The sequence below is a fragment of the Vibrio sp. TRT 1302 genome (genome assembly GCF_050113875.1).
In the GTDB taxonomy this organism is placed as follows: domain Bacteria; phylum Pseudomonadota; class Gammaproteobacteria; order Enterobacterales; family Vibrionaceae; genus Vibrio.
Genome location: NZ_JBNJOF010000003.1, coordinates 205,314 through 221,782, shown reverse-complemented (window position 1 = coordinate 221,782; position 16,469 = coordinate 205,314). Strand labels below are relative to the sequence as shown.

Sequence of the window (16,469 nt, the reverse complement as noted above, 5' to 3'; positions counted from 1 at the left end):
TTGTGGAGTTCCTGATAGAACCACGGATTAGTTGACAGCTCTTACTTTACCTTGTTTAAGGTTGTTGAGAACTTCTGATTTCGGACCGTCTGCGATGATACAGCCTTTTTCCATCACAATGACGCGGTCAACCACATCGAGCATCGACGTCTTGTGGGTAATCAAAATCAAGGTTTCACTCGCCTTAAGTTGGGCTAGTTGCTGCTTAATGTGCATTTCTGAGCGGTTATCCATCGCACTGGTTGGTTCGTCCAACAGTAGAACGGGTGGACGACCGAGTAATGAACGCGCGATAGCGACAGCTTGACGTTGCCCGCCTGAAAGTAGCATACCGCCTTCGCCAACCTGACGTTCTAAACCAGCAGGATCTTGCTGAGTAAAGACAGTCACGCCGGCTCGGTTTGCCGCATCGAGTACATCACGGTCGTCTGCTAATGGTCGACCAAGAGTGATGTTGTCGCGGATGCTGCCATAGAACAATTGACTATCTTGAGGGACACAGCCAATGTTACGGCGAATATCAATATGGTGCAGCTGATCAATATCGGTGTCGTCGATACGCACATGACCTTCGGTCGGCTTATAAAGCCCCATGATCAATCGCTCTAGCGTGGTCTTACCGGAACCAATTCGACCAATGACGGCAACTTTTTCACCTGGGTTGATGGTCAAACTTAAATCACGGATAGAGGCAATCGGTGAATCTGGATAGTGGAAGGTCACTTTATCGAGCTCTATCTTGCCATGGATGATAGGGCGGTGAATGTAACGTTTACCTTGTTCTTGTTCATCCGGCATCGACATAACCTGCTCAATGATGGTCATTGACGATTTTGCTTGGTTGTAACGGGTCGATAGCAGAGAAAGTTGGACCATAGGACCAATGGCTCGGCCACTGAGCATTGTCGCCGCGATTAGGCCACCCATTGTTAGGTCTCCTTCTGCGATCAAGTAAACACCCAGTATAATCATACCGACGTTAGAAGCTTGCTGAACAAAGCCTGCGGTATTTTGAATACCATCTGTGATTCTGCGGCTCTTAATGTTCCAGTTCGCCATGTGAGCGACGGCTTCTTCCCAGCGGAACTGGAATTGACTTTGAGCACCAAACAGCTTGACGGTTTCAAGCCCGGCAAGGCTTTCAATGAGGTTAGCGTACTTCTGTGATGCCAATCGAGAGCCTTCTTCAATAGCATGTCTGAGTGGTCCTTGAATCAGCATGGAGTAGACGATCAGGATCAGTACACCGACGATAGGCACGATAACGAGATTACCTGCCATCAACCAGATTAAGATCAGGAAGATGATGGCGAAGGGTAAGTCGATAAGTGAGCCAATTGTCGCTGAAGTGAAGAACTCACGGATAGACTCAAACTCTTGCAAGTGTCTCGCGAAGGCACCGACTGACGCGGGGCGCGCTTCCATACGGATGCCCATGACTTTACTAAATAGTTTCGATGAAATGAGAATGTCAGACTTCTTGCCAGCGACATCAATAAAATAGCTGCGCAGCAATTTGAGGGTTAAATCAAATAAGAAAATAACAAAAATACCGCTCGCTAATACCCAAAGTGTTTCGAATGCGAGGTTGGGTACCACTTTGTCATAGACTAAGCGGGTAAACATAGGGGCTGCGATCGCAAACAAGTTGATCAAAATTGAGGCGATGAGAACATCGCGGTAGATCTTTTTCGATTGCCAGATAGTTCCCCAAAACCAGTGTCCTTCACGCGTCTTGAGTACTTCAGGGGAGCGTTCGTCATAGCGGAACTGCTTTTTGACCAGAAAGTAGCGCCCTATGTAGAGCTCTTCCAATTCCTTGAGTGGAATCGAAATGGGTACCAAGCCTGACTCTCCGGTTACAATTTCGGCTTCGCTCTGATCGTTATTGATGCTGTTTAATACACAAGCATCGCCACTTTTAAGTATCAACACCACCGGAAGGACTAATTGAGATATTTCAGTCAATGCCGATCGGTTTTCTTTCGCCACTAAGCCTGCGCGTTCAGCGGAACGCGGGAAAAGAAAAGGAGTTAGCTTACCGTCTGAAAGCGGTAAGCCATTGATAAGTGCCTCTGGAGAATTTGCTAAACCGTAGTATCGACTGACGTAGATAAGCGAGTTTAATAGCGGATCCTGCATGCTATACCTTTATATTGTTATTTATCTACGATAAAGCCTTGGAAGACTTCAATAAAGTGTTCTGATAAGAAATCCAGCTGAGTCTGAGTTTCGACACGCGATGCGATGGTTTTTATCCCCAAGTTGTGGGCGGTTCTAGAGATCGAAGTCAGAGTGAACTTCTGTTTCTCATCGTCAAGGTGATGCGTGTACAAGTAATCAAGCTTCACATAAGCTGGACGGAATTCATTGATGTAATCCAATGATTGGAAATTACGACCATAGTTGTCAACACCAAAATCTGCGCCAGCAGCACGGACGGCATTACAGAATAGCGCCGTATGGTGCGGAGAGTTGATAAAGCAGTTTTCTGGAATCTCAAAGTGCAGTAATGACGCGATAGAATTGTGCTTGTTAAGCAGTTGCGTTACCCAGCGAATAAAGCTTGGTTGTGAAATGCTGCTCTGTGCAATGTTAATGGCAACCGGCTCTTCAAACTCTCCAGATTCAAGTCGTTTGACGATAGATTCGATAACGTACTCATCGAACAGATGACTGGCGTTAAGCTGTTCAAGAGCGAATAGGTATTGGTTTGCACTGTATCGCTCCCCATCTTTCTCAATCGCAGAGAACACTTCTCTGTGGTAAGCCTTACCCCAGCTGTCATTAGCGGCCTGGAAGCGGAAACTGAACCAATCGTTGCTGATAGCCTCTTCGACCAAGTTTTTCCACTGCTGTTTACCCATCAGCCCTTCGCTGCGTTCGCCAGTTACGTAACCATAGCTTAGCTCTGGATTTGATTTCGCATTGGCCAGAGCATTGTCGAGCATGGTTAACAATTCCGACGAGCTGGTGGAGGCTTTGTTGTAAACAACGCCTAACGCCAAGTTAGACGTAGCCATACCTGTTGGGTCGGCATTAATATCTTGGACATAAGTAACGATACTTTCTGCGATGAGTTTGAGATCTGGTTCTTCGGTATTCGGTAAGATGAAACCAAACTCTTCCGTCGAGATGCGCGCGAGTGTCACGTTTGGCGAAGAGAGAGAAACTTTAAGATGATCGGCTAACTCACGAACCATTCCATCACCTGCTTCGTAGCCTTTGTCATCATACAATTCGCGGATAAAACTAGCTTCTAAAATTGCAACACCACCGATACCCCCTTCACCAATCCATGAATTCAGTTGGCTCATGTAGTATGCGCGGTTACCCAGTTGTGAAACCGGGTCGATATAGGCGCGTTCGCGCAGTTGTTGTGCTTCTTTTGCTTGAGCTTGGAAGGACTTTTCAAGTTGTGCCGACATGCTGTTGATACCATCGACCACATAGATGAGATCTTGAGTCGCTGGTCTTGGTAGCGGCTCGCCAAACTGGTTTTTAGCAACCTGTTCCATCTTATTGACAATAAGTTGAAGAGGGCGCAGCGCACGCTTGAGGATAAATGAAATAGCGAACAAGCCAATCAGCATGATGATACAGAATGCAATCACTAGACGTTCAAATGCAAGCCATAGCTGGGTGTAGGCTTCCCCAGGGTGACTCACAATCTCTACTTCGGCAAGTTGCATCCAGCCACTGGTCACGACTCGACGATCATGGATCTTCTCAAACAAGTTAAGGTTAGTGAACCACTTAGGCACATTGTTTGGTTTGATCGGATATGAGCGGAGTATTTCATCGCCAGTGTCTAGGAAGATCAGGCGCACAATCGAATAGCTGCTGCCATCGAAAAGCGCATTGATTACTGATTCAACGGCCACTTGGTCCTTGTCTTCCAAATAGGGAGCTAAAGCCAACCCCACGGTGTTGATGGTGTTGTTCACCTCAGAGCGTTGTTGTTGAATGAGGTTACTTCGTGTTGTGTTGAATTCGATGATAAACACCGAAATCAATAACATCAAAATCACCGCAATCATGCCCGCGACAAGTTGTTTATATAACGTCATATTGCCTACTCATCATAGTTAACTATGGGTTTATTAAGTTTGAGCGATTTCTCGCGAGCACGTAGGTCATTCCATAGGCTTAACCTTGATGATTCCCCCGCGAGTTGTCCGTTTTTCGACTTCATTAACCACAAGTTCTTACCGTTAAAACTGTAGATAGGTAACAAATCTCGTCGCGTTGAAGCTGGTTTTATTTCTGGGTTGATATTGTCTAACAGTATGGGCTCTGCACTTGGCTTTGAGTAGTAGGCGAGCACCATATGGAATTGATTCAGTTCGATAGCTTTTACGTACACTAAGCGTAATTTTTTGTCGGAAACGCCAAGTTCTAGCAGGGAGAAATATTTTGCGATGGTAAAGTCTTCACAATCCCCCGCATTACTACCAAGAAACTCGAGAGGCGTTGCCCAATAATCATTTTGTCCCCACAAATTAATGTCGTTAACAAAATTGAGTTGGTTGAAGAAATTGTTGACCTTAGTCAGTTTCTGACGCTCAGACAGCGATTTGTATTGAGACATCTCTTTGCGCCATGTCTCAACGCGTCTCCCTGCGCGTTCGCCGTAGGTTTTACGCACAGCATCAACCCAACGTTGCTCTTGAGTGTTAAGAGCAAACGAGGTCGTTGATGCCAGCAAAAGTAGTGTAACTACTAATGCTGACTTCAATATGAAGCGAACTTTCAAGCGTGCATCCCTACGTAATTGACCATACATCTATTCCTTTAGCGCGTTGTTTTGGGCGCTGAGTATTGGTTTGAGCAGATATTCGAGGATGGTTCGCTTACCAGTAATAATGTCTACGGAAGCCGTCATACCAGGTATGATTGGCAAGGTGTTATCTTTGTCTAGACTGGTCTCTTTAGTGCGAACACGAACCAGATAAAAGCTGTTGCCCTCTTCATCAGTGGTGGTATCTGCACTGATGTGTTCCAAGGTGCCTTCTAGACCGCCGTATTTAGTGAAATCATAAGCACTAAACTTAACGATGGTGTGTAACTCTGGACGTAGAAACGCAATATCTTGGGGAGCAATCTTTGCTTCAACCAGCAAGGTATCTTCACTCGGGACAATTTCAACAATATCCATACCTGGTTGAATAACGCCACCGACGGTATTGACGTTGAGTGTTTTTACTGTACCCGTGACAGGTGAGGTCACGATGGTACGGTTTACTCTATCTTCCAGTCCAACCGTTGACTCCGTCATCGACGATAACTTGTCTTGTGCTTGGTTGAGTTTCTCTTGTTGCTCAGAACGGAACTTTTGCGCTGCGTCGATGCGGCTCAACATCGCCTCTCGAATCGCTGATTTAAGCACCGGCATTTTTAGCTCACTAGAGGTTAACTCACGTTGAGTATCGTTGACTTGGCGCTGGAGCTTAAGTAACTCAATACGCGGTACAACCCCTTCATCAGCGAGAGGCTGGGTGATTTCCAGCTCTTTTTTTGCAAAGCGGTAGCTTTCACGCAGGTTTTTAATTCGTGCCTGAATTTCAACCAGATCCTGTTGTTTCTGCTTTACCTGTTGGTCAATCAGTGAAATCTGGTTACGAAGATTATTAAGATCTTGGCGATATTCAGCGCGCTGACGTGCAACCAAGTCTGGTTGCAGTTCACTTAAAGTAGGTGGGAAAGCAAGTTTATTAAAATTTAATTGGACGTTTTTTTGCCAATTATTTTCGTCGAACTCCTCATCGATATCGACACTGGTGATCGAGGCCGAAAGTTGTAGAACGCTTGCGGTTAAGTTGGCAACCTGTTGCTCTCTTTCGCGGTAGTCTGAGCGGAATCGAGTATCATCGATAAGCAGTAGCTGCTGACCTTTCTCAACAGTTTGTCCTTCGCGAACCAAGATCTCTTTTACCAGACCACCTTCAAGGTTTTGTACCACTTGAACCTGTGATGAAGGCACAACTTTACCTTGACCGACGGTCACTTTATCGATCTCTGCCCATGATGCCCATAGAATGGCAAATACGAAAAAGACCACCATTACCCACAGCATGATGCGAGCGCTGCTTGGCGTATTTAGCAATAGAGCGGCTGTTTTATCGTCAACGTAATCCAGCTCGTCAGGAGTAAGCTTGTTGTAACTGCTCTTACTCATTGGTGATCCTTGTAAAATGGTGTTATTTGATTGATTTTATTATTCATTGCCTAAAATGTTAAGGATTTGCTGTCAGTTTTGTTCCCCTAATTGATATATAGCGATGTTTTAATAGCTAGTTTGTATAGAGTGTAGCGTTATCCATCGCACTGGGCTTGAGTTCTTGTCATTAAGGGCGCACAATCGACAAAAAATTTCGCCAAGGAGAAAAGATGGAACTTGAAGATATTCGCCGTGAGTACACCAAAGGTGGCTTGCGTAGAAAAGACTTGCTAGCGGATCCAATTGCCCAATTCGATTTATGGCTTCAGCAAGCGATCGACGCTAAGCTGACTGACCCAACGGCAATGACGGTCGCAACGGTGGATGCATCAGGACAACCTTTTCAACGAATTGTGCTACTAAAAGATGTCAATCAAGATGGTTTCGTTTTTTATACCAACCTTGGTAGCCGTAAAGCTCAGCAGATTGAAGCGAACGCAAAAGTTAGCCTGCATTTCCCTTGGCATCCTCTTGAGCGTCAAGTGCATATTACTGGTGTGGCTGAAAAGCTATCTGCGGTCGAAAACATGAAGTACTTTTCTTCTCGTCCTAAAGCAAGTCAGCTGGCGGCAATCGCCAGTAAGCAAAGTAGCCGTATTAGTGCTCGTGGCGTGTTGGAAGGTAAGTTTCTAGAGCTCAAACAAAAGTTTGAAAAAGGCGAAATCCCTGTGCCTAGTTTCTGGGGTGGATTTCGAATCAAGCCGCAAAGTATCGAATTTTGGCAGGGCGGTGAGCATCGCCTTCACGACCGCTTCTTGTTTTCAAAAGAAGCTGAAGAGTGGCATATTGACCGCTTAGCACCATAAAAAAATACGCCGCTTTATGCGGCGTATTCATTATCTAGGGCGACAGACAGCTGTCTTTTTAATAACGTCTTAGGTATGTGAGAACCATATCCCTGCTCTAGAGCCATATCGATCAATTGCGCTTTAGAATGAGCGCCAAACTTTACTCGCAGTCTCGCGACATAGCTTTCTAATGTTTTTATCGAGATGTTCATGATTGTGGCGATGTAGTGGGGTTTCTTACCATAGAGCAGTAAAAACAGCGCTTCTGATTCTCGGTTAGTCAGTTTGAGATCAAAGCGCGTTGTCGTAGGTGTTTCTGCGATTAGACTACTTTCAGGTGGTAAACCTGTCGCGCGACATATCCAGTGACCCACTTCTAGAATTGCGGTATCAGACAACTCTTGCCCATAAAAAATTGTCCCTTGAATCTTTTCTGAATCATCTAGCCATGGGATTTTGGTAAATAAATGCGCCCGCCAGCTGCCATCTGGGTATGGGTGAATATCGAGAACTCTCAATGACGTATTGTTTTCAATGACATACCGATCTTGTTTAACAAAATCAGCAGCGCAGTGAGATGTGGGACTGGGCATTTGAAAGTCGGTAAGACCAATACAATCTTGTGATTTCTCGAAACCGATCAGTTTGGCATAAGCAGTGTTAGCATAAACAAAGACAGAGTTGAGGTCTTTGCATCCCCAGAACCCGGGGAGTTGACTGAATAAAGAGACTTGCTGCTCGTTCACTTAAAAAAACTTCTTACTAAACAGAGTGAGTATGATACCAAAGTCACATGTGCTGTACGATAAAAAATGCCAGGCATCGTTGGATGACTGGCAAACACAAGATAAATCTTGTCGACGTGTAGAAGAGGTTCTATGTACTCAGTAAATTACTGAGCATAGACATATCAATTGATACCGAGGAGGATGGATAAATCCAACTCGTTAATGATTGTATCTGAAGGGAATAAGATAAAAAGGGGGGAAATCCCCCCTTAATATAACTAGTTGATGTCTCTAACGACTCGGAAACCTAAGTAGTTAGCGGCAGAGAATGGTGAAAGGTATAGCTGCTTGTCTGCTGCGGCCATATCTGGTGAGAAGTTCCACGCACCACCTTTCGCAATGCCTCTCGGGCTGCTTGTCCATTGCCAAACATTACCCACCGCATCATATACGCCTAACTGATTAGGTTTGAAAGCGCTTACGGGCGCAGTACTTTGGTTTGACCAAGGAGTGCCACTCCAGCCAGTGTTTGCTTCACCTGGTGCAAATTCATTACCCCACCAGTATTTATCTTGGCTGCCAGCACGCGCCGCAATTTCCCACTCTTCTTCTGTTGGTAGACGGTAAGAAGCACCAGTCTGCTTACGCAACCAATTAGTGTAAGAGACAGCATCGTTTTGGCTCACACACACAACCGGTGAATTAGGTGATTGTTTGAACCCAGGATCTCGCCAACTGCTGTTTGGAATTGGTGTTACTTCGCCTTGAGCTAGCGTGGTACAGGTGTTTTTTAGCTCGGCATCGGTTTGGTAATTGGTTTGTTCAACGAAGGTTGCAAACTGACTGACGGTGACTGGTGTCGCGCCAATACCGAAAGCATGATCAAGGGAAACTTGGTTAGAAGCTTTCTCTCCAGTGTAGTAAGTACCTTGGAGAATGGTGATCAATTCCGGTGCGTGACCGCTGCTTGCCAAGCCATCAGCAAATTTAGCACCAGCGCGTAGCGGGTTAGCTTTTTCAGTCAGTACCGCACGTAAAGACGTATCCGCGTTAACGGAAAGTTGTTGGCTGTATGACTTGTAGCCTTCTTTCTCGATCGTAATGTCGTGGATACCTATTGGTAGCATGATTTCTACAGGAGTGCTGCCATAAGAAACGCCATCGATCGTTACGCTGTCGTTGTATTGGTTAGAGCGAATAGCGAGTGTGACCCAAGCGATCTCTTGGTCATCTTGGAACTGCTGGTTTCCTGCCGCTCCAGGCGCAAAACAGTATTGACTATCGATTTGCAGAAGCTCACATGCCACTTTGGCTTTAGGGCGAGCCTCAAGTTCTACATCCATTAGTGTTCGGTAACGAACACCATCGTAGAAGCCCTGTTCGGTAGTAATGTGCTTGACAACGTGGATGTTAAGAGCAACATCATTGATATTGCGCTTGACCAGTGAACTTTCGCTGGTTTGCTCAACAATCTCACCGCGAAATTGCTTAACCGCTTTCTGCAAAGCTAGCTCTTTGGTTTGCTGATCACATTGCGCCAAAGTTAAAGAGGCTTGGCAGCGGTTAGTGAAACTGACCGAAATTTTCTGCGACTGTTCCAGTTCAAGCTTGAGCTGTTCGACTCTGGCGCGAAGTTTTTGTTCGTCCAATTCTGCAATAGCAACCTTAATTGCATCGGCTTCCGCTTTACGAGTAGCAAGATTCGCTCGCTCTTCCTCAAGCTTTTGTTCAGCGTCAAGGCGTGCCTTTTGATTTTGCTTAACTGACGACCAAGCATCTTGATAGGCCTTCTGAGATGCAGCTAGGTCAACATTGGGATCATCAATCATACGTTGATAATCCATTTCAAGCTTATTCTTGGCACTCGCAAACGACTTATCAAGAGACTCTGCCGTTTGTTGCAGAGACTTTAATTCGGCTTGCTGCTTATTGAACAGAGCTTGCTGCTCGTCTGAGGCTTTTTGTGCAGACTTTAACTCATCGTGTTTGCTAAAAAGCTTATCGTCGATCTGAATAACCGACATCTTCGCTTCCTCTGCGGAAGCGGGAGATAAAAGCAAACAAGGAGATAATGCTAATAAAAGGATTGATAAACCTGGACGCATCGTCTTTCTTCTACATCTAATTATTGATTAATTGGGTATTTTAAACGAAAACGCCATCTTGTCTTAAGTTATCCGTTGATAACTTAGGATCAAAATGGCGTTTTAGCTCATCTTTGTGAATCCGGTAGGTTTTTTTAGCCGTTATCCATTTGGACGTAGCTTAACCCAAACCGTGTCATTTGCGTTGACAGTGATCACGCGATTGTATGTCTGAAAACCATTTTTCGACACTGTAACTTGATGTTGGCCACGTGGTAGAACAACTTCTACTGGCGTGCTGCCATAGTTAATGCCATTGATAACTACGGAATCATCATATTGATCTGAACGAACGGTCACATTCACCCAATTCTTGTCTTTCTTAGCGGTTTTCTCTTCTTCACTGCCTTTTAGACAGTAACGAGTTGAAACGTTAAGTAGTTTACAAGCTGCTGAGGCCTCTGGACGCGCCTGCAATTGCGATTGCATTTGAGTGAAGTAGCTATTGTTGCCTTCAAAACCAGAGCGGATGAGCTGGCTCTCTTGAACATGAACATTCAACTGAACGCCTTTGGCATTTTGCTTAGCTAGGTTTGACTCCGTCAAACGATCCATCAGTTTTGCTTTGAACGCTTTGACGGCTTTCTGTTTAGTCAGGTATTGACCCTGGCTAGCACACTCGCCCAAAGTCATGGTCGATGAACAAGTTGTTTTGTAACTTGTTTCGAGAACATCACTTTCACGTAGCTCAGCAGAAATACGTTTTACACGCGCTTCCACTTTCTGCTCTTGTAAGTAAGAAAGCTCAGAAGTTAGACGTGCTTGCTTCTGTTTTACTTGTGAGAGGCGCATTTCACTTTCAGTTATCGCTTGTTGGTTTTCCAATAGCGCAGACTGGTTATCTTTCACTTCAGTCCAAACATCTTGGTAAGCTTTCTGGAATGAAACTAGGTCGATATCTGGATCATCTAAAAGACGGTTATACTGTTTGTCCAGAGCTGACTTAGTGCGATTGCGCTTCGCATTGAGTTCTTCCTCATTGCGTTTCAGCTTAGTTCTATCATTCTGAAGTTGTTGGAGACGATCAGCTTCAGAGTTAAACTCCGCAGCCATCGTGCCCATTTCTGCTTCTTTATTTTCTAACTTAACTTCGATTTCAGAAACAGGATCACCCTGTACATTTTCTTCTGCGAAAATCGAAGTCGAAACCCAAAGAGGGCTTAGCGCAAGCAAAAGCGCTGGCATGCGACGTATGATCATAAGTCCCTGCAACAATTAACGTTTAATAACCAATAAAAAAATAGTCAAACTTAGTGCATATCATTGAAATAGTGCACTTTATATAGAAAAAAAGACAAACTTTTGACAGTCCATTGCAAAGGTGCCTTGAAAAGGTCTATTTCTTCCTTCTATTCACACTAGTTAATAGAGCGAATTACCTAAGCTTATCATAAATCGAGATAAACTTAGGTGTTACATCATCCATTTTGGGCTGATTGAAGAAATATGCAAGTAAAGATTCTCGATCAGGAATAACGAAAATCGATAGAAGTGACATAAGCCGTAATTTATGTGCACTTGATCATTCTTCCAGTACGACAAATGACCAGATTTTCAGCAGTTCGCCCCGATAATTTTCTGTTTGTTGACGATGGTAAATGCAACCATTTTTATAATCAAACAATACAATTTTCGAGTTGCGTCACTTCTGGTATATCATGGCTTATCGAACATGTAATTTGACTGTGTGTCTCTATGTCATCATCCAATAAGCCGCTAAGTGAATCATCCACTGCCAAAGAATTGTCACCAAAACCAGCTCAATTGGTTACGTTGCCTTCGTATATGGAATGTCACGCGCACGACTATACTCAGGTGGTGATCGGTTTACGTGGTCAAGCGGAGTTTGAAGTTGGTGGCTACGGTAATATGGTCGGTCCTGGGCAAGGTTGCGTCGTGACATCCGGTTCAGGGCACGCATTTGGTGGTGTCGTTGGTCAATCTGATATTCTGGTACTCAATATGCCTGTTCCCTCGCAATCTGACGCTTTGATGATGCAGCGGCTTAACGAGCTTAACCAGAAAGAGACCTACTTTCAGCTGAACACTCAAATCCAGAAGCTTATCCAGATGCTAGTGTCTGAGATGCATTCTAGCCCAGATGACTTGCTGCTAAGCCGAGCTTGCAGTGATACGGTTGTGGCTTTATTACAGCGCCATATGTCGGCCTTTGAAGCGAGTCGTAAAGAATCGCGCTTCGATCTTGAAGCGATAGATCGCTATATCGAACAGCACATGAATCAGAGGATCTCAGTGATGCAGCTCGCAGGCAGTGTGTTCTTAGGCGAGAGTCAGTTTCACTCCTTATTCAAAGAACAGATGGGTATTACCCCTCACCAGTACGTGCTGGGCAAGCGAATCGACATGGCGAAGCAGCTAATAGAGCAGGGCAATCTCACTTTGGGACAGGTCGCCGAGTTCACTGGATTTTCAGGTCAAAGCACCTTTACTCATACTTTTTCCCGTCTTCAAGGTATTTCACCTTCTCAGTACAAGAAACGATTTGGTTAAATAAGCTAACGTAAACGATATAAAGTTTTACTTAATTGAGTGTGACTCTGTTTTTGTTTTGTTAATATTCAGAGTTTTTAGCAAAAAACTCGGAGTTTTTGACAAGTATTCTTCTCAAGCTCAAAATACACTGCATGCCATTGTAGAAAACCTGAAATGATTTCAGGTGTGAGATTGAGGAAAACGCATGTTTACAGCGACTAATGTGTTAAACGCTGAGTTTGTCGAGCAACCGCTTGAAAAACTTTGGTCGTTGATCTCGCCACTTTATATGGTGGACGAATCACAATGGCTTAACCAACTACTGCCATTAGCAACACCCACTGAGTCAGAGAAAGAGCAGATTGCCATCAAAACGACGGATTTGATCAATACGATTCGTGCTGACAAAAAGTCCATTCAGATGATTGACGCTCTGTTACTGGAGTACAGCCTTGATACTCAAGAAGGTATTCTGCTGATGTGTCTTGCTGAAGCTTTGATGCGTATTCCTGACGCTGCGACAGCCGATGCTTTAATCCGTGACAAGCTTACTGTGGCAGATTGGAAATCACACCTGAAAAATTCTGATTCCGTTTTTGTTAATGCGTCTACATGGGGCTTAATGCTTACAGGTAAAGTTGTTGGTCTTTCTGATAGCGAATCTCAAAGTCCGGTAAGTGCGGTTAACCGACTAGTCAACAAGATGTCCGAACCTGTGATCCGTAAGGCGATGCATCAGGCAATGAAAGTCATGGGACACCAGTTTGTACTTGGCCGTACCATTGCCGAGGCACAGAAAAATGGTCGTCACATGCGCGACAAGGGCTTCACGTATTCTTATGACATGCTTGGCGAAGCGGCGCTTACCACTGTTGACGCAAATAAGTACTTCAAAGATTACTTAATGGCCATCGAAGCGGTAGGCCGTGATGACTATGCTGCAGATGTGAGTCCAGCGCCTTCTGTGTCGATTAAGCTTTCAGCACTTCATCCTCGTTATGAGGTCGCGAATGAACAACGCGTTCTGACCGAATTATACGACACTTTGCAGCAATTGCTCCGTCGTGCGGTTGAGCTTGACGTCGCAATTACCATTGATGCTGAAGAGGCAGACCGCCTAGAGCTGTCCCTCAAATTGTTCGAAAAAGTGTACCGAAGTGAATTGGTCAAGGGCTGGGGTAAGTTTGGTCTAGTGGTTCAGGCGTACTCTAAGCGAGCGCTTCCTGTTTTGGTTTGGCTAAATGGCTTAGCGAAGCAGCAGGGCGATATGATTCCTCTGCGTCTTGTAAAAGGTGCTTACTGGGACAGTGAAATCAAATGGTCACAGCAGGCTGGTTATACTAACTACCCTGTTTATACGCGCAAAGAAGCGACCGATGTGGCTTACTTAGCTTGTGCTCGATTCCTTTTGAGTCAACATGTTCGCGGTAATATCTTCCCGCAATTTGCGAGTCACAATGCTCAGACAGTCACATCGATTGCTGTGATGGCTCAGCATAAAGATTTCGAATTCCAGCGTCTGCATGGCATGGGCGATTCTCTTTACAACCATGCGATGTCAGCCTACCAACAATCAGTGCGCATTTATGCACCCGTTGGTAGCCACAAAGATCTGCTGCCATATCTTGTTCGCCGCTTATTGGAAAATGGTGCAAACAGTTCATTTGTTCATCGCTTGGTCGATGCTCGTTGCCCTGTCGAAACACTGACACAGCATCCAGTAGATATGCTTAACGCGTTTGATTCTTTCTACAACACAAGCATTCCTCTACCAACCAACGTGTTTAACGAGCGCAAGAACTCTTTGGGTGTCAACATTGATATCGAGAGCGAAGCTAAGCCGTTTGAACATGAAGTAGAGAGTTTTCTAAGCAAGCAGTGGCTAGCGGGTCCGATCATCAATGGCGACATGTTTGCCGAAAGCATGATCAAGGAAAACATCAACACAGAACAAGTCACCGCTCCTTACGATCGTCGTATTCAGGTGGGTCAGGTTGCGTTCGCTACGCTTGAGCATGTTTCGGCAGCGATTGAAGGTGCTGAGCAGGCCTTCCCAGCTTGGCAAGCAACGCCAAAAGCCCAACGCGCAGAGAAGCTAGAGGTTCTCGCTGATCTGTTGGAAGAGAATCTTGCAGAGTTTGTTGCGATTTGTCATCAGGAAGCAGGTAAAACGATTCATGACAGTATCGATGAAGTGCGTGAAGCGGTTGATTTCTGTCGTTACTACGCTAAGCAAGTGGACGCGTTAGGCGAACTAACCATTAACGGTTTTGATGGGCAGACTCGTCAAGTGTCTCGTCAAGGTCGTGGTGTTTTCGTTTGTATTAGCCCATGGAACTTCCCTCTGGCAATTTTCCTTGGTCAGGTGACAGCCGCTTTGGTTGCAGGAAATACGGTTGTGGCGAAACCAGCCGAACAGACCAGCTTAATCGCAGCACGTGCGGTTGAACTGATGCTCGATGCAGGATTCCCAGCAGGGACGATTCAGCTATTAACAGGCCGTGGCGCTGAAATTGGCTCGGCTCTGACGTCGCATCCAGCCATCGCAGGTGTTGCTTTCACTGGTTCAACAGCGACGGCGCAGCGCATTAACCAAACATTAGCAGAACGTGATGCCGCTCCAGTGCCTTTGATTGCTGAAACGGGTGGTCAAAACGCAATGATTGTTGACAGTACAGCACTACCTGAACAAGTGGTGAGAGATGTGATTCGCTCTGCGTTTGCTTCTGCGGGTCAGCGTTGTAGTGCGCTGCGCGTTCTATACGTTCAAGAAGACATTGCCGATCGTATTGTTGCTCTGATCCAAGGTGCGATGGAGGAGCTAAGCGTAGGTAAACCTTATCTTCACTCGACAGATGTTGGTCCGGTTATCGACGCCAATGCTAAGAGCAAACTGTTAAAGCACATCGAGTTTATGACTGAAACAGAGAAGAAAGTCGCTCAACTGGTGCTTACTGATGAACATGAAAACGGTGACTTCGTTGCACCTTCAGCCTTTGAAATCCGTGATATTTCTTGTCTTAAAGAAGAACAGTTTGGCCCGATCTTGCACATCGTTCGATTCAAAGCGAGCGAACTCACTCAAGTGGTTGAGCAGATAAACAATACCGGTTTTGGCTTAACCATGGGTATCCATAGCCGCAATGAAACTACTTACCGCTGGATTGAAAAGCATGCTCGTGTTGGCAACTGCTACATCAACCGTGATCAAGTCGGCGCGGTCGTAGGAGTACAGCCATTTGGTGGTCAAGGCCTATCAGGTACTGGACCAAAAGCGGGTGGTCCACACTATCTTTACCGTTTTACACAAACACAGTTTTGTTAATCGAGTGAGCAAGGAGAAGTAATTATGGTTCATCAAGTAACTCGTTTTTCTGACGCTTTCTCTGCTTGGGAAAACTGGAATTTAACTAATTTTGATTCTAAAAGTGAGTGCCTACTCGCTTTTAAACAGGCTTTACAACAAGTTAAGCCTGAGTTGGCTTCGGTCGTTTCGTACCATATTGATCAAGCGTCGGCATTAATTGCTGATACCCATCATCTGGTCGGCCCTACAGGCGAAACCAACGAACTTTACACCGCAGGTCGTGGTGTGGCTCTTGTGATTCAGGATGATGTTCAAGAGCAAGCGAAGCTATCCGTCGTTGCGCAACTAACGGCTGCGCTGATCGCGGGTAATAGTGTCATCTTATGCAGTGATGATGCGGAGCTTTGCCAAGTGTTAGAGGCTGCTTATGTTCAGTCTTCACTTCCAACTCACCTTGTCCAGTTCGCAGCATATGATGCTTATCATCAGTTGCTCGAGTCGGACGTGCGAAGCATCGGTTATGTTGGAAATCCAGAGGTGGAAAGGACGATTAACCGCCAACTGGCTAAACGTTCGGGCGCTATTGTAAGCCTGACGTCTGAAACGGATCTTGTGAGCATACCTGTTGCCCACGATCCTCATTTGGCGCTCCGTTTTATCACTGAGCGTACAAGAACAATAAATATAACAGCAGTGGGTGGTAACGCGACCTTGCTAGAGCTCGGAAACGAAGCCCACTAAACTTCATTGATTTGCCCTCGTATTGAGGGCATTCAGGGAAGGCGATCT

The 16,469-nt window shown here is 45.4% G+C and carries 11 protein-coding genes; 4 read left to right on the top strand and 7 right to left on the bottom strand.

Annotated features, from left to right (window positions below; all coding sequences use genetic code 11):
• Positions 1–27 precede the first annotated feature (27 nt).
• The 4 genes from ACQEXP_RS06120 to ACQEXP_RS06105 are packed head-to-tail and all read right to left on the bottom strand — an operon-like array spanning position 28 to position 6,178.
• Complete coding sequence (locus ACQEXP_RS06120) at positions 28–2,142, bottom strand: type I secretion system permease/ATPase (RefSeq protein ID WP_269375140.1); 2,115 nt, start codon at positions 2,140–2,142, stop codon at positions 28–30.
• A 17-nt stretch (positions 2,143–2,159) separates the two neighbouring features.
• Positions 2,160–4,070, bottom strand: a complete 1,911-nt coding sequence (locus tag ACQEXP_RS06115) for a bifunctional diguanylate cyclase/phosphodiesterase (protein ID WP_269375139.1) — start codon at positions 4,068–4,070, stop codon at positions 2,160–2,162.
• Between the two features lie 5 nt (positions 4,071–4,075).
• Complete coding sequence (locus ACQEXP_RS06110) at positions 4,076–4,786, bottom strand: transglutaminase-like cysteine peptidase (protein WP_426968821.1); 711 nt, start codon at positions 4,784–4,786, stop codon at positions 4,076–4,078.
• A complete protein-coding gene (locus ACQEXP_RS06105; RefSeq protein ID WP_426968820.1) occupies positions 4,787–6,178 on the bottom strand; it encodes an HlyD family type I secretion periplasmic adaptor subunit in 1,392 nt (463 codons plus the stop codon).
• A 212-nt stretch (positions 6,179–6,390) separates the two neighbouring features.
• Between ACQEXP_RS06105 and pdxH the strand changes: the two genes are divergently transcribed.
• Entirely contained in the window at positions 6,391–7,026 is a 636-nt protein-coding gene (gene pdxH, locus ACQEXP_RS06100; RefSeq protein ID WP_269375137.1) for a pyridoxamine 5'-phosphate oxidase, read from the top strand.
• A gap of 14 nt (positions 7,027–7,040) precedes the next feature.
• On the opposite strand, the gene ACQEXP_RS06095 is transcribed toward pdxH, so the two are convergent.
• The 3 genes from ACQEXP_RS06095 to ACQEXP_RS06085 all read right to left on the bottom strand — a co-directional run bounded on the left by ACQEXP_RS06095 (position 7,041) and on the right by ACQEXP_RS06085 (position 11,080).
• Positions 7,041–7,754: a helix-turn-helix transcriptional regulator gene (locus ACQEXP_RS06095; RefSeq protein WP_269375136.1), complete on the bottom strand. Its 714-nt coding sequence runs from the start codon at positions 7,752–7,754 to the stop codon at positions 7,041–7,043.
• Between the two features lie 260 nt (positions 7,755–8,014).
• A complete protein-coding gene (locus ACQEXP_RS06090; RefSeq protein ID WP_426968817.1) occupies positions 8,015–9,841 on the bottom strand; it encodes an SUMF1/EgtB/PvdO family nonheme iron enzyme in 1,827 nt (608 codons plus the stop codon).
• Between the two features lie 141 nt (positions 9,842–9,982).
• Positions 9,983–11,080, bottom strand: coding sequence for a PEGA domain-containing protein (locus tag ACQEXP_RS06085; protein ID WP_269375134.1), 1,098 nt, complete (start codon positions 11,078–11,080; stop codon positions 9,983–9,985).
• 495 nt (positions 11,081–11,575) lie between these two features.
• Here ACQEXP_RS06085 and ACQEXP_RS06080 point away from each other — a divergent pair, with 495 nt between their 5' ends.
• The 3 genes from ACQEXP_RS06080 (at position 11,576) to ACQEXP_RS06070 (ending at position 16,421) form a co-directional block, all read left to right on the top strand.
• The gene (locus ACQEXP_RS06080) at positions 11,576–12,391 is read left to right on the top strand and encodes an AraC family transcriptional regulator (RefSeq protein ID WP_426968815.1); all 816 of its coding nucleotides are present in this window, start codon (positions 11,576–11,578) and stop codon (positions 12,389–12,391) included.
• 187 nt (positions 12,392–12,578) lie between these two features.
• Positions 12,579–15,698: a bifunctional proline dehydrogenase/L-glutamate gamma-semialdehyde dehydrogenase PutA gene (putA, locus tag ACQEXP_RS06075; protein WP_426968813.1), complete on the top strand. Its 3,120-nt coding sequence runs from the start codon at positions 12,579–12,581 to the stop codon at positions 15,696–15,698.
• A 24-nt stretch (positions 15,699–15,722) separates the two neighbouring features.
• Entirely contained in the window at positions 15,723–16,421 is a 699-nt protein-coding gene (locus tag ACQEXP_RS06070) for a 1-pyrroline-5-carboxylate dehydrogenase (protein WP_426968811.1), read from the top strand.
• The last annotated feature ends 48 nt before the right edge of the window (positions 16,422–16,469 follow it).